13 protein-coding genes are annotated in these 13,318 nt (G+C 45.3%); 8 read left to right on the top strand and 5 right to left on the bottom strand.

Annotated elements, in window-relative coordinates; all coding sequences use genetic code 11:
• Positions 1-21: 21 nt before the first annotated feature.
• Together ACLVWP_RS03395 and ACLVWP_RS03400 are read left to right on the top strand one after the other, a co-directional pair.
• Positions 22-546 carry a MarR family winged helix-turn-helix transcriptional regulator gene (locus tag ACLVWP_RS03395; protein WP_413560106.1) on the top strand — a complete coding sequence of 175 codons (525 nt, stop codon included), beginning with the start codon at positions 22-24 and terminating at the stop codon, positions 544-546.
• 132 nt (positions 547-678) lie between these two features.
• The gene (locus tag ACLVWP_RS03400) at positions 679-1,077 is read left to right on the top strand and encodes a four-helix bundle copper-binding protein (protein WP_413560108.1); all 399 of its coding nucleotides are present in this window, start codon (positions 679-681) and stop codon (positions 1,075-1,077) included.
• On the opposite strand, the gene ACLVWP_RS03405 is transcribed toward ACLVWP_RS03400, so the two are convergent.
• From ACLVWP_RS03405 to ACLVWP_RS03420, 4 genes are all read right to left on the bottom strand, one after another.
• A complete protein-coding gene (locus ACLVWP_RS03405) occupies positions 1,072-1,839 on the bottom strand; it encodes a putative DNA-binding domain-containing protein (protein ID WP_413560110.1) in 768 nt (255 codons plus the stop codon). The genes ACLVWP_RS03400 and ACLVWP_RS03405 overlap by 6 nt on opposite strands.
• Positions 1,808-2,662: a DUF692 domain-containing protein gene (locus ACLVWP_RS03410; RefSeq protein ID WP_413560112.1), complete on the bottom strand. Its 855-nt coding sequence runs from the start codon at positions 2,660-2,662 to the stop codon at positions 1,808-1,810. The genes ACLVWP_RS03405 and ACLVWP_RS03410 overlap by 32 nt, the downstream gene beginning before the upstream one ends.
• On the bottom strand, positions 2,659-3,258 hold the full coding sequence (locus tag ACLVWP_RS03415; protein WP_413560114.1) for a YceI family protein: 600 nt from the start codon (positions 3,256-3,258) through the stop codon (positions 2,659-2,661). The genes ACLVWP_RS03410 and ACLVWP_RS03415 overlap by 4 nt, the downstream gene beginning before the upstream one ends.
• Before the next feature lie 163 nt (positions 3,259-3,421).
• Positions 3,422-4,843: a S8 family peptidase gene (locus tag ACLVWP_RS03420; protein ID WP_413560115.1), complete on the bottom strand. Its 1,422-nt coding sequence runs from the start codon at positions 4,841-4,843 to the stop codon at positions 3,422-3,424.
• A 246-nt stretch (positions 4,844-5,089) separates the two neighbouring features.
• On the opposite strand from ACLVWP_RS03420, the gene ACLVWP_RS03425 reads away from it, so the two are divergent.
• From ACLVWP_RS03425 to ACLVWP_RS03450, 6 genes are read left to right on the top strand one after another with little or no spacing between them, the layout of a single operon-like run.
• Positions 5,090-5,638: an NADH-quinone oxidoreductase subunit B gene (locus tag ACLVWP_RS03425; RefSeq protein WP_413560117.1), complete on the top strand. Its 549-nt coding sequence runs from the start codon at positions 5,090-5,092 to the stop codon at positions 5,636-5,638.
• Positions 5,625-7,307 (top strand): NADH dehydrogenase (quinone) subunit D, encoded by a 1,683-nt coding sequence (gene nuoD, locus ACLVWP_RS03430; protein ID WP_413560118.1) that lies wholly within the window; start codon positions 5,625-5,627, stop codon positions 7,305-7,307. Before ACLVWP_RS03425 ends, nuoD begins: the two co-directional genes overlap by 14 nt.
• A gap of 17 nt (positions 7,308-7,324) precedes the next feature.
• On the top strand, positions 7,325-7,798 hold the full coding sequence (locus ACLVWP_RS03435) for a complex I 24 kDa subunit family protein (RefSeq protein WP_413560120.1): 474 nt from the start codon (positions 7,325-7,327) through the stop codon (positions 7,796-7,798).
• Positions 7,798-9,090, top strand: a complete 1,293-nt coding sequence (nuoF, locus tag ACLVWP_RS03440) for an NADH-quinone oxidoreductase subunit NuoF (protein WP_413560122.1) — start codon at positions 7,798-7,800, stop codon at positions 9,088-9,090. Before ACLVWP_RS03435 ends, nuoF begins: the two co-directional genes overlap by 1 nt.
• Entirely contained in the window at positions 9,071-10,636 is a 1,566-nt protein-coding gene (locus ACLVWP_RS03445; RefSeq protein WP_413560123.1) for a 2Fe-2S iron-sulfur cluster-binding protein, read from the top strand. The genes nuoF and ACLVWP_RS03445 overlap by 20 nt, the downstream gene beginning before the upstream one ends.
• On the top strand, positions 10,633-11,157 hold the full coding sequence (locus tag ACLVWP_RS03450; RefSeq protein ID WP_413560125.1) for a NuoI/complex I 23 kDa subunit family protein: 525 nt from the start codon (positions 10,633-10,635) through the stop codon (positions 11,155-11,157). The genes ACLVWP_RS03445 and ACLVWP_RS03450 overlap by 4 nt, the downstream gene beginning before the upstream one ends.
• Before the next feature lie 286 nt (positions 11,158-11,443).
• Here the strand turns inward: ACLVWP_RS03450 and ACLVWP_RS03455 are convergent, their stop codons facing one another.
• The gene (locus tag ACLVWP_RS03455; RefSeq protein ID WP_413560126.1) at positions 11,444-13,225 is read right to left on the bottom strand and encodes a MutS family DNA mismatch repair protein; all 1,782 of its coding nucleotides are present in this window, start codon (positions 13,223-13,225) and stop codon (positions 11,444-11,446) included.
• Positions 13,226-13,318: the final 93 nt, after the last annotated feature.

The raw sequence follows: 13,318 nt of genomic DNA on the forward strand, positions 1-13,318 counted from the left end.
ATAACTACCCAGGAGACTAAAATGGCGAAATTATTTATTCAGGAATTGCCAACAGAACAAGAGTTAAAAGCTTCTTGCGGAGATCTGCACACGGAAGATGTGGATGCAGGAGTTTTACATTCAAACCTTCTTTTCATGAAGGTGGCAAACGAGCTGGACAATCACTTTGAAGGTGTACTTTCCAAGTACAGTCTTTCTAGCGGCCGATTCACTCTTTTATTCATGCTTAGAAACGCACCAGAGGGCTTGAGCCCTTCGGCGTTGGCGTCTATGGCAGGTGTGACACAAGCAACTATTTCGGGCTTGTTGAACAATATGGAAAAGAATGAGTTGATCGTGCGCGAGACGCATTCCAAGGACGGTCGATCTTTTGTAATCAAGTTGACTGCAAAAGGCGACAGCACTTTGAAAGAGATTTTCCCACAATGGTATCCACGTGTGAAAAATTTCTGGGAGCAACAGTTCAATAGAGAACAATTGATTGCTTTCAAAAACACACTCGAGGAAATGATCAAAAAGACCGAAATTCTCGGGACTGAAGGTTAGTTCCTGCTTAATTCAGCGCAAGGCCTCTGATAGGAAACAAGGGGCCTTGTTGCAATCTGACACTTTTCTTATATCACCACTGCAATCGCATAGAATGAAGCTAACACCTAATTTCCAACTTGGGAGGTTGTTATGGCGTCAGTACCTATGCAAGACAGCGACACCGCGAAGTGCATTAAAGCCTGCATGAATTGCACAAAGGCGTGCATGGAAGCCCTTCACTATCTTCTTCAACAAGGCGTATCCGGGAAACAAGTCTCCATTCTGCAAATGTGTGCAGAGGCCTGTCAGCTTTCATCGAAAATGATGTTGGCGGAGCTTGAATTCCATCACCAAGCCTGCGAGCTGTCTTTTGAGCTCTCAACGGCGAGTGCGGCGATCTGTGCGTCGTATGATGATCCATTGATGCAACGATGTGCTGAGGCTTGTCGCCATTGTTCGGAAACTTGCCGAGGCATGGCGGGAATGACAGTGCATATGAAAGGAACCGCGAAAGATCTTCGCAGCTCCCTTCCGTCGACTCGTTTATAAGAGCGTAATATCGTCGATCACTTCAGCGGCAATCAAAGTTTGAAAAAGCTTTGCATTGTCTGCTGGAGAAATCACGTCAGAGAACTCAGAAAGAGCCTCTGAGATTGTTTTTCCTTGCTGCAAACTCAGAATAACTTCAGCGTGCGTAGCCTCGATTTCTTGAACCTCCACGATGCCTTTATTTTTGTAGATCAAAAGACTTTGCGGGTGGCTCCAATTCACTTCATTGATCGCTGATGGTGAATCGTGACGACGACGCCATAGATCTGCCACCGAGTACATGCTTTGATGCACTTTCATTCCTTCGATGAAACTCACCTTGAAGTTATTTGCGTTTAGCATTCCTTGAAACTCTTCAGGCCCAATGGAAATTGCCGATCCTGCATGGCGAACTTCCTTGATCAGAAACTCCAGAATAGCTAAGTCGGGGAGATAGGGGCGATTGAGTTTTTTCGCAATCGTTTGCAGTTGAGCTGCAAAGTGTTCTCCATATTCTGACAGTCGGAAGCTCAACAGAGGATGAGCATCAATATAGCGCACGCATTGTTCCTGAAATAAATCAGATCCCAATGACCAAGCTACAGCCTCGTAAGTTTTCGCGAGAGTCGATGAGAGCTTTGAAAAGTACAGATCGTTGTAAATCTCAAAAGCTTCATCGGGACTTAAGCCACCGATGGGTTTTAGCTCAGACAATGACGAAGGGAGTGCTTCGGGATTTAGAACATTCTCTTTAAATAAAAGCAGCGCTTCGTTCATTCTCATGGCTATTCTCCAAAAGGTAAGAGGCTTTGATGACTTCCATTTCTAGATCACTGAATGCTGGAACATTGCGCTGCCTTTCGATGGCAATCGGCAGATGGCGAACCTGGGGCGCCAAGTATTTTAGTAGGTCCCAGATGGCGCTAGGAACATCGGACGCTTTTTTATCCAGCCAATAGTTTTCTGTTTCAGTCGGACCGGAGAGGTGCAGTTGCACCACGTGGCTTAGCGGCAGATTTTTCAGTTGCTTGAAAGGACAGTGGCCGTGGTTTGCCGCATTTACGTAGTGAGCTCCCAGGTCTAAAACCAAATTGCAGCCGGTACGACGACATAACTCGCTGATAAATTCGGCTTCGGTGGCTTCGCTTTCAGCATAATCAATGTAAGTCGCAATATTCTCCAATGCGATATTCGTTTTAAGCTGGCTTTGAACCGTGTCGATATTCTGACTCACAATTCGTAAGCTTTCTTCGTTCAATGGCAATGGGAAAAGCCCGTGCAGACTTTGTTGCTCGCCACCGGTCCAACACAGATGATCGGAAACTAGAAAAGGCTCTGAGCGTTCAATCAGCTCGCGCAATTCTTTGATGTAGTGAGCATCGGGTCCCGTCGGGGAGCCAATGTTCAAATGGCAACCATGCAAAGCGACGGGATAATCCTGACGGATTTTTTTTAAAAGCTGCATGTTGTGGCTAGACGGCGACATGTAGTCTTCACTAGTTGCTTCAAACCATGCGACATCGGTAGAGGGCTGTTGTTCTAAATAGGAAAAGTGGGAAGGGTGTAAACCCATTCCCACTTTGAAGTTTGGTGTTTGATACTTCATTTGCTTTTCCCCGGTACGATGGCTTCGCCTTCGATTTCAACGTCGATGCTGTCGCCAACAACGACTCCGCCAGTTTCAAGGGCTTTGTTCCAAACCAAGCCGAAATCTTTTCTGTTCAGTTTGGTTTCGATTTCAAAGCCAATGCGACGATTGCCTTGAGGATCGGTGACGGCACCTTTGTAATCCACATCTAGGGTCACGTCTTTAGTTACGCCGTGAATGGTGATTTTACCCATGACCTTTTTAGGTTTTGAGCCATCGTATTCTGTTTTGCTGCTTTTGAATTCGATCGTGGCAAACTTCGCAACATCCAAAAAATCTGGGCTTTTAAGATGCTTGTCGCGATCAGCTTGGTTCGTATCAATAGAGTCCGCGTGAATTTTCACAGTCACGTTATCAAGTTTTTGAGATTTCTCGTCAAAGTCGAATCCGCCTTCGAATTTATTGAAAGTACCTTTAACTTTGGAAACCACCATATGCGGCACTTTAAAAGTGATGCTGGTATGAGCTGGGTCGATATTGAATTTCGCTGCCCACGCTGGTGTGGCAATGAAAGCAGTCAGTAACAGGGACGTTGCTAATCTCTGTGCTTGCATAAGTACCTCGCTTTTTTGATTTATTATTGAGCAAGTACTTATCGTTTTTTAAGAGGAGCAGAGGCGCAACTTACGTCTTGGCAAGGCGGAGCGTGGGTGCCAAATTACAAAAAAAGGGAGCTCAATGAGCTCCCTTTGGTGATTTTAACGGTGGTTTTTGAAATTAGAATTTCAAAAGAGCGCCAACATCCAATTTACCATTAGATGTTACCTTGCCGTTCAAAGCTGGGATTGGTTTTGCTGAACCAAGGATCGCAGCTTTAACATCCTGCCAAGATTTCTCTGGGTGAGCAGACCAGTAAAGAGCCGCTGCACCAGCAACGTGTGGAGTGGCCATTGAAGTTCCATCCCAAGTTGCTTTGAAACCCATTTTGTCGATTACGATGTCAGAGTAGTTGTTGAATACAGTTGTAGAGTACACAACAACGCCTGGAGCGCCGATATCAACAGAGCGGTTGCCCCAATTAGAGAATGAACCCAATTGGTCTTTTACGTCGATCGCTGCAACTGACACGATGATGTCGTGTGGGTAGCTTGCAGGGTATGCTGGAGCTGCATCATTATCATTGTCATAGCCAACGCCTTTGTGACCGTTACCAGCCGCTGCGATGAATAGAACACCTTTGTCTTGAGCGTATTGAACAGCATCACGCAAAGCTTTGTTTTCTGCGCCTGAATTTGGATCTTCACCTTCAGAGCCCCATGAGTTGCTCATGATTTTTGCGCCGTTATCAACTGCGTATTTGATCGCTTTGATCGCGTCAGCTGTTGTGCCTTGGCCTTTTTCAGAGATGAAACGCAAAGACATGATTTTTACATTCGGTGCAACACCTGCGATACCTTTGCCGTTGTCGCCACGAGCCGCTACGTTACCAGCACAGTGAGTACCGTGACCTGGGTTACCACCTTTGAAAAGGATTTCAAGTGGCTCCATAGAAAGGTCATAAGGCTTGTTGTCGTTAGAAACAAAGTCCCAACCGATAGTGTCGTCGATGTAACCGTTGCCGTCATCGTCGATACCATTGTTAGCGATCTCTTTTGGATTTCTCCATAGATTTGGCAAAAGGTCTTCGTGAGTGTAATCAACACCAGTGTCGATCACAGCTACAACCATTTCTGGATTTCCTTGAGTCACTTTCCAAGCTTCAACAACACCGATGTTGTTCATGCCCCATTGTTTGTTGAACAATGGATCAGCGCCTGTTGTTGCTTGCGGAGCTTCAGGAATCGCTGGGTTGTCTTGGATGGCCATCATTTTTGGTTGTGGGTTGCGGCGAAGCATTTTTGCCAAAGCTGCACGACGCAAAGAGTCTTGAATGCGATAGTCTTCAAGAAGGCGAACTGGGTAGTTCGGTTGAACGTATTCAATAGCCGGGTTTTTTACCAATGTGTTTAAACTCATAGATCTTGGAGCTTGAACACGGACCAGGTTTTCCGTGATTTTCTCAGTTTTAGCGCCTTGAAGTTCTAGATCTTCATAACCAGGTGCCAACTTAATAAGCAAATCTTGTGTTTTGTGCTGAGCTTGAGCCCCTGTAGCACTGGCAAGAGTGGCAACCGCAACGAGTAAAGCCAACTTCTTCATGAAAACTCCTTTCAAACAGTCCTTGTTTTGTGGTTATACAAGTCGATTTCTCGACTGATGTTGAGCCGAAATTTGAGTGTGAAAGCAATCGAGAGGAGAATCAATTTCAATTGCGAACTCTATGGGATTTGCTAGGGTGCGTTGAAGTTGCTCAGACCTGGGACTACAATGAGTATCTAGTTGTCAGGACTACGGTTTTTCGTTAGTTACTTAATGATAGCTAATTGAAATTGCAGAGGTGTATTTATGCACAAAGATCAAGTGCAAGGTTCCGCACTCGGAACTCAAGCAGCAGACGATCAGTCGCGAGACGTTGCGTTCACTACGAAGCTCGATCACATCGTAGCTTGGGGTCGCAAAAATTCATTGTGGCCAATGCCGTATGGTACTGCTTGTTGCGGTATCGAATTCATGTCGGTGATGGGACCGAAATATGACTTAGCTCGTTTCGGAGCTGAGGTTGCACGTTTCTCTCCTCGTCAAGCCGACTTACTTGTTGTTGCTGGTACGATCACAGAAAAGATGGCGCCAGTCATCGTTCGTATCTATCAACAAATGTTGGAACCAAAATACGTTCTTTCGATGGGTGCATGTGCAAGCTCCGGTGGTTTCTACCGCGCTTACCACGTACTTCAAGGCGTTGATAAAGTTATTCCTGTCGATGTTTACATCCCAGGTTGCCCTCCAACACCAGAAGCGGTGATGGACGGTATTATGGCTTTGCAAAAAATGATCGCAGATCACACTCCACGCCCGTGGAAAGACAACTGGAAGAGCCCATATGAGCAAGCTTGATTCACTAAAACAAAACCTAGCGGGTCGTTTTAATACGGCGAACTTCAAGTTCATCAACGCTGTTGGCGATGATGTTATCGAAGCTCCTAAGGAAGACGTTCCAAAACTTTTGATGTACTTGAGAGAATCAGGTTCCTATGACTTCTTGATGGACGTTTGCGGAGTGGACTATCCAACTCGCGAAAAACGTTTCGACGTTGTCTACAACTTGTTCTCTTCTAAGGACAACTCTCGCTTGCGTATCAAAGCGCAAGTAGGTGAAGGCGAGTCTATCGGTACAGCAATTCCAGCTTACCGTGGTGCTGACTGGTTCGAGCGCGAAGCGTACGACATGTTCGGTATCAAATTCGAAGGTCACATGAACCTTCGCAGAATTTTGACTCACCACCAATTCGTTGGACATCCACTTCGTAAAGATTACGAAGCTGATCACCAACAACCTTGTACAGCCTCTTTGCCAATTCATTTCAACAATGAGCCAGGTTCTCCAGGCGACATTTTGAATGATAAATATGTTCCTTTGAACATCGGTCCGGCCCATACAGCGATGCACGGTACTCTTCGTGTAATGGCTGAAATGGACGGGGAGACAATCGTTCGTTGTAACAACGAAATCGGTTACCTTCACCGTTGCTTCGAAAAAATGGCAGAGACTCACCCGTACAACCAAGTGATTCCATACACAGATCGTTTGAACTACTGCTCGGCTCCAATGAACAACATTGGTTACTGTAAAGCGGTTGAGCGTTTGTTGGGCGTTGAAATCCCACCAAAAGCACAAGCAATGCGTATCATCTTGGCAGAGCTTTCTCGTGTTATCGACCATACGATTGCAATCGGTACTGGCGCGATGGACTTGGGTGCGTTGACTTCCTTCTTCTATATGTTCGGTTTGCGTGAACAAGTTTACACATTGTTCGAAAAACTGTGCGGTGCTCGTCTTACAGTTTCTATGACTCGCGTAGGGGGCATGGCTCAGGACGCTCCTGAAGGTTGGTTCGACGAGGTGTTGGCTCTTTGTAAAGAGCTTCGCCGTGGAACTGATGAAATGGCGGGAATGGTTGTCGACAATAAAATCTTCATCCAACGTACTCGTGGCGTATGCCCTGTCTCTGCGGCGGATGCGATTCAGTGGGGTTACACCGGCCCAATGCTTCGCGCTTCTGGCGTGAACTTGGATCTTCGTAAAGCCACTCCATATTATGGATATGATCAACTAGATTTCGACATCCCCGTGGGAACTTCTGGTGATATCTATGACCGTTATTTGGTTCGCTTCGAAGAGATGCGCCAGTCTATTCGTATCATCGAGCAAGTTTGTAAAAACATGCCGGCGGGCGATTACACGATCCGCGATAAAGGTATCGTTCTTCCAGAGAAAAAAGACGTTTACGGTAACATCGAAGGTCTGATGAACCACTTTATGTTGGTGATTAAAGGTCTTCGTCCACCAGTTGGTGAAGTTTACGATGCAACTGAAGCGGCAAACGGTGAGTTGGGCTTCTTCCTTGTATCTGACGGCTCTGCGAATCCGTACCGTTTGAAAGTTCGTCCACCTTGCTTCGCGATTTATCAGTCTTTCCCGACTGTGGTTAAAGGCGCGATGTTGGCGGATGCGATTGCGACAGTCGCTTCGATGAATCTTATCGCCGGCGAACTAGATCGCTAATTTAGAGGGCAAAAACGATGTTTAAACTTTCTGAACAAGGCTTGGCTTCCGTTAAAAAAGAACTCGCTCGCTATGAAGCGAAAGAGTCTGCGATTATTCCAAGTCTTTATATTGCTCAAAAAGAAAATAAAGGCTTCATTACGCCAGATATTATCCGTCACTTGTCTCAAGTAATGGATATCCCTGAAGCGCGTATCAATGAAGTTTTCAAATTCTATACAATGTTCAATCAGGAACCTGTGGGTAAATACCACGTTCAAGTTTGCACGAACATTTCCTGCGCTCTTGAGGGCGGTCGCGAAATGGCTAGCCACATCTGTAAAGAGTTGGGCGTGAAATTGAACGAAGTATCTGCTGATGGTCGCTTCACAGTATCTAAAGTGGAGTGCTTGGGTTCTTGCGGTACAGCTCCAATGATGCAAGTGAACGACACTTATCATGAAAAGCTAACTCCTGAATCAGCAATGAACCTGTTGAGAGGTATGAAATAATGGCTGAATCAAAAGTTCTTACAGAATTCTATCATTTGCCAGAGTATCAAACTCTTGCGGGTTACAAAGCTAAAGGCGGTTACGAAACTTTGCCGAAAGCTTTGAAAATGCAACCTCAGCAAATCATCGACGAAGTGAAGGCTTCTGGTCTTCGTGGTCGCGGTGGTGCGGGTTTCCCGACGGGTATGAAATGGGGCTTCTTGCCTAAAAATGGCGAACCTCGTTACCTACTTTGCAACGCCGATGAAGGTGAGCCAGGTACATTTAAAGACCGTATGATGATGGAGCGTGCTCCTCATCAATTGATCGAAGGTATGATTATCTCTGCTTTCGCGGTTGGTTCACATAAAGGTTATATCTACGTTCGTGGTGAATACGTATTCCCAATCGAATGTCTGAATAAAGCTATCAAAGAAGCTTACGATGCGGGTCTTCTTGGTAAAAACATCTTGGGTTCTGGTTTCGACTTTGACCTTGATGTGTACCGTGGTGCCGGCGCTTATATCTGCGGCGAGGAAACAGGTATGATTTCTTCTTTGGAAGGTCTAAAAGGCCAACCAAAATTGAAACCTCCATTCCCAGCTGTTCAAGGTTACTTGCGTAAGCCAACTATCGTGAACAACGTTGAGACTTTGGCAGCAGTTACTTACATCATTAAAGATGGCGCGACGACTTACCGTAAATTCGGAACTGAGAAATCAGCGGGAACTAAATTGTTCTCTGTATCCGGAAACGTTGTTAAGCCAGGCAACTATGAAGTTCCATTGGGTTACCCATTGATTGATCTTATCAACAATGAGTGCGGTGGTATGAAGCCAGGTCGTAAGTTGAAAGCAATCATCCCGGGCGGTTCTTCTGCTCCGGTTTTGACTGCTGAAGAAGTTATGAAAGCAAATCTTGATTACGAATCACTTGCGGGTCTGGGCACAATGCTTGGTTCGGGCGCAGTTATCGTGATGGATGACTCTCAATGTATGGTTGATATGTTGGGTGTTTTGACTCACTTCTATGCTCACGAATCTTGCGGTCAGTGTACTCCATGCCGTGAAGGTACGGGTTGGTTGAACAAGATCCTTCACTCGATCTTGGAAGGCCGTGGCCGTCTTCAAGATATCGATTTGTTGGTTAAAGTTGCCGACAACATGAAAGGTAAAACAATCTGCGCTCTTTCAGACGCTGCTGCTTTACCAGTTCTAAGCTTCGTAACTAAATTTAGAGATGAATTTGAATTCTACGTTCGTGAAGGACGTTCGAAAGTAAAAGGAACGACATATGCCGAAATGCACCATTAATGGCAAAGAAGTCGAAGTAAAAGAAGGCACGTCGATCATCGAGGCGATGCAAAAGACGGGCGATCGTATCGCTCACTATTGCTGGCATCCAGGATTGAGCGTTGCGGGTGTTTGCCGTCTGTGCGTAGTGGAAATCGAAGGAAATCCGCGTGTTCAGATCGCGTGTAACACAATGGTTACTGAAGGAATGAAGATCAATAACACGTCTGAAAAAGTTAAAGACACTGTTAAATGGGGTCTAGACTTCCATTTGATCAACCATCCTTTGGATTGCCCTATCTGTGACCAAGCAGGTGAGTGCGGATTGCAAGACCAATACATGGAGTACGGTAAGTACGATCCAGAAATGGCCGAAGCAAAAGTTAAGAAACACAAAGTTGTGGATTTGGGACCGACAGTGGTTCTGGATTCTGAACGTTGTATCTTGTGCTCTCGTTGCGTGCGTTTCACTGAAGAAGTTTCTAAAACAAATGAGTTGGGTCTATTCAACCGTGGTGATCGTACTGAAATCGGTACTCACGATGGTATGCCTTTGGACAACAAATACTCTTTGAATACAGTCGATATCTGCCCAGTGGGTGCGTTGACTTCTAAAGACTTCCGTTTCCGTCAGCGCGTTTGGTATCTAAAAGATGGCGACAGCGTTTGTAACGGTTGTTCAACAGGTTGTAACATCAAAGTTTACTACAATAAGGAAGGTCTCTTCCGTATTAAGCCTGTTTACAATGAACAAGTAAACGGTCACTGGATGTGTGATAACGGTCGTAACGCGTATAAATTCGTGAACCGTGAAGCACGTCTTGTTAAAGGTGTAGCTCGTGGAGTTGAAATGGCTCCAGGTGCGGCAGCTAAGAACGCTAACGAAGTTTTGAAAAACACTTCAGGTGATGCTTTGGCGTTGGTTTTGACAGCTCAATACACTGTTGAAGAGTATGAAGCGATCATCAAAACGTTCGTTGAAGAATTCAAAACTAAAAAAGTATTCTTCTGGATCAACAACAAAGAAACTTTCGACAGCTTTGATGGATTGCTATCTCGCGGAGATAAAAATCCAAACACTAAAGGTCTTTTGAAAGTTATGGAAAAGTACGGCATCACTGCAACTTGGACTGATTTGTCTGCAGGTCTTGCTAACGGTTCTATCAAAACTGTGGTTGTAGCTGGTCCGGAAAACCAAGTTGTATTCCCTGAATACGGCGAAAGATTGAAAGAGCTTTCAAAAGCTCAAAACTTGATCTGGATGCAATCAGGTAAGAACGAAGCTTTGTCTGCTTTGACGGGTAATGTTTGGATCATTCCAATGAAAACTTTCGTTGAAAAAGACGGCACATTCATCAACTACTCTGGTCTTGAACAAAAGATCAAAAAAGTGACGAATGTTGTTTCTGAAGCTCTGACTTTGACTGAAGCAGCTTTGTTGATGTCTGGTAAAAACTTGGCGATGCCAATGGCAGCTCCATTCATGCCAAACAATCAACGTCCTGACCAAGTTGAGTTGGAACACCGTAAGAAGAATGAGTTTGTTTTCAGAAGAGGTAGCCTATGAGCGTAATGCAAAATAACTCGGAAAAGTCCAAGTGGTACTTGCCGGGCGTATTAGGTGGCTTGTCCGTAACTATGAAACACATGGTTACGAATCTTTTGAACCGCAAAAAGATGATGACTTTGAACTACCCGGAAGAGCAGAACGACTATTCTCCGCGTTTCAAAGGTAATCACGTTTTGACTGTTAAAAAAGACGGATCTCTTCGTTGCACAGCTTGTATGTTGTGCGCGACGAACTGTCCTGCTGAATGTATCAAAATCGTTGCAGCAGAACATAACGATCCATCAGTTGAAAAATTCCCGATTGCTTACGAGATTGATATCCTACGTTGCGTATTCTGTGGCTACTGCGAAGAAGCCTGCCCAGTAGACGCGATCCGCTTGGGGCCTGAATGGCAAACTCCAGCGGTTAACGGTGGACAGTTCATCTACGACATCAATCATTTGGCTTATCGTCCGAATCTAAAAGGTGGTATCCAAACACACGTTGATGACGAAGAAAGACACAAACAGGGTATCTAGTCTTTAGGCGGTTGATCTGATCTGCACTCCGGCTCCGCCGGAGTAAGGCGGCCATCCGCTTCGTTGTCGGTCGCTTCCATCGCTGCGACGTACTTGGAGTACGCCTCCGCGGCTGGAACCGACCTCCGCCTCGCGCCTGACCACTTTTGATCAACCTTGGTTCCCGGAGCGCGGGAATAAAAAAAGCCACCATTGAGGTGGCTTTTTTTATTTTGAATTGGTTGTTTGTTTTTGATGCTGGCAGTAACCGAAGCGGTTGTGAAAATTATTGAGGAATTTTGATTTTTTAAATGTCTTCGACTTTGATTCCTTCGGCGGCCATGATTTTTAGGGCGTTCGTTGTCGGACAAGGACCGTGGTTTAAGTGATATGAGAAAACCATCTGACCGCTTTCGTTGATGTCTTCGCGGAAGTGCAGGTTTATCAGCGATGGATTGCTTTGCTCGAGCACCGTTAATTCAAGATCATGGGTCGAGATAAATCCCAAAGCTGTCGATTCTTGCGCCAAGGTTTTAATCACAGCGCGACTGCCGATTTGGCGTTCGCGATTGTTAGTGCCTCTGAAAATTTCGTCAATCAGATACAAGATCGGTTGCTTGCTGGCTGCTGACTGCAAAATATCTTTTAAGCGACGAACCTCTGCATAGAAATACGAATAGCCATCGCGGAGGGAGTCACTCACCTCGATGCAGGTTTCAACTTTCATCGGATAAGTCGAGAAGCTCTTAGCAAAAACCGGAGCTCCCATATTTGCCAGAACTTGGTTGATTCCGATTGTGCGTAGGAACGTCGATTTGCCCGACATATTCGAACCCGTGAGTAGTCCCAAGGATTGACCTTGAGAGAAAGAAAAATCATTCGCGACCACTTTGCTGCGATCAAGCAGAGGGTGGAAAACCTGTTCACAGCTCAGACTAATTTGATTTTTGAATTCCGCGTAAGTTTGCGTTTGGTATTTATCAAAAATCAGCAAGCTTCCGATAACTTCTAGCTCTGAAAGCTCATTCAAACACTCCGGAAAGTCTTTGGTGATTTTCTTGCGCAGAACTTCAAGGAAAAACACAGAAACCATCGTCCAAGGCAGAAATGCATTCAATAGAAAATGCAAAAGAGGATTCGTCTGTGTCCCCAGGAAACTTAGAATGATTTCGAGTTTTCTGGCTGCCTTCGATGGAGAATGAGCTTTAACCGTGGGGCATAGATTTGCCATGGCTTTATTTGTCTGCGTGCGCTTCTCGATCGCTGCAAAGATGGGTGCCAAGACTTCCAGGTGAACTGCGAGGCCGGTGCCTTCGCTAAAAACATGTTTCACAGAACTGATGCTGACCATGCTTAACACAGGGAAGATCCAAAACACGACGCGAGGGAATTGATATTCTGTTTGTGCAGAGAAAATAAATGCAGCGGCCGTTAAAATCCACAGACCCAGATTTAAAAACAGCAGCTTCATAAATGAAGGATTTACGAAAGAGTTCTTTAAGAAATTTTGAATCTGCGATGTCGATAAATTCATATCGTTGGAATTCGCAGTAATACTAAGACGTGTGTAGAACCAAGATTCAGAGCGAAGATTTTGAATCGTCTTCTGGCGTGACTTGATGGTTTCTGCTTTGGGAGTTGTGCTCATCCAGCCCAGAAGTTTACGCATTCCTCCCTCAGAAAGGGTTTCGTCAAGCAATGTCCAGAGGGAATGAGATCCCATGAGTCCGATGTCGGAGATCAATGGATATTGGTCTCTCAACTCGTAGGCCGGCTTCCAACTACGTTGGCTTTCTTTACCCAGGCAGCGATTCAATTGACGTCTCGTAAACTGTAAGTGTCTCTCAAGGTGAAGCGCATGTCTTTGGATTTTGCGAGTGCGGATCACCAGCACCACAAAGATAAGAATCAGAACTCCAGGGATCGTAAACACCCACTGTGCCTTTTCCATCATGGTAATAGGAATAAAGCTAAGAAAGATAATCAGACCTGTCGTCAGACGAGCACTCTGATGCTTCTGAAGTTTCAATGTCCATTTTTCAACAAGCCCGTGAAGGCGCTTCTCTTTTTTCTTCAGTGAATCAATCATGTATAGATGATGCTTCGGAGCTGAACATCAACGCAATCAATTGAGATAATTTAGGGCTCGGCTTAAGTCGTAACGCAAGAGCCCAATCTCTTT

The sequence above is a fragment of the Bdellovibrio sp. HCB209 genome, from assembly GCF_047306065.1.
GTDB lineage: Bacteria > Bdellovibrionota > Bdellovibrionia > Bdellovibrionales > Bdellovibrionaceae > Bdellovibrio.